The organism is Rhizobium sp. SVR5-9E (genome assembly GCF_056755095.1).
This window is the reverse complement of record NZ_JBNDHS010000323.1, coordinates 1-312: the sequence shown is the minus strand read 5'-3', so window position 1 is coordinate 312 and position 312 is coordinate 1. Positions and strand designations below refer to the sequence as shown.

General features: G+C 41.7%; 1 protein-coding gene. It reads left to right on the top strand.

Features of this window, described 5'->3' with window-relative positions; translation table 11 throughout:
* Nucleotides 1-312: alpha/beta hydrolase (locus ACPYOJ_RS35015; protein WP_481420329.1), on the top strand; the 312-nt coding region annotated here is incomplete at both ends.

Below are 312 nucleotides of genomic sequence, written 5' to 3'. Positions count from 1 at the left end.
TCTCATTCCTTTCATTGAAAAAAAATATCCGGTTAAAAAAGACCGAGAAAACCGTGCGATTGCCGGACTTTCGATGGGTGGTGGACAAACCCTGAATTTCGGATTGGGAAATATCGACAAATTTGCCTGGGTTGGCGGATTTTCATCAGCTCCGAATACAAAAGATCCTCAACAATTGCTTCCCAATCCACAAAAAGCAAAAGCGCTGAAACTGCTTTGGATTTCCTGTGGTGACCAGGACGGATTGATGCCTTTCAGCAAAAGAACGAGCGATTATCTTACTCAAAATAAAATTCCGCACATCTTTTACAT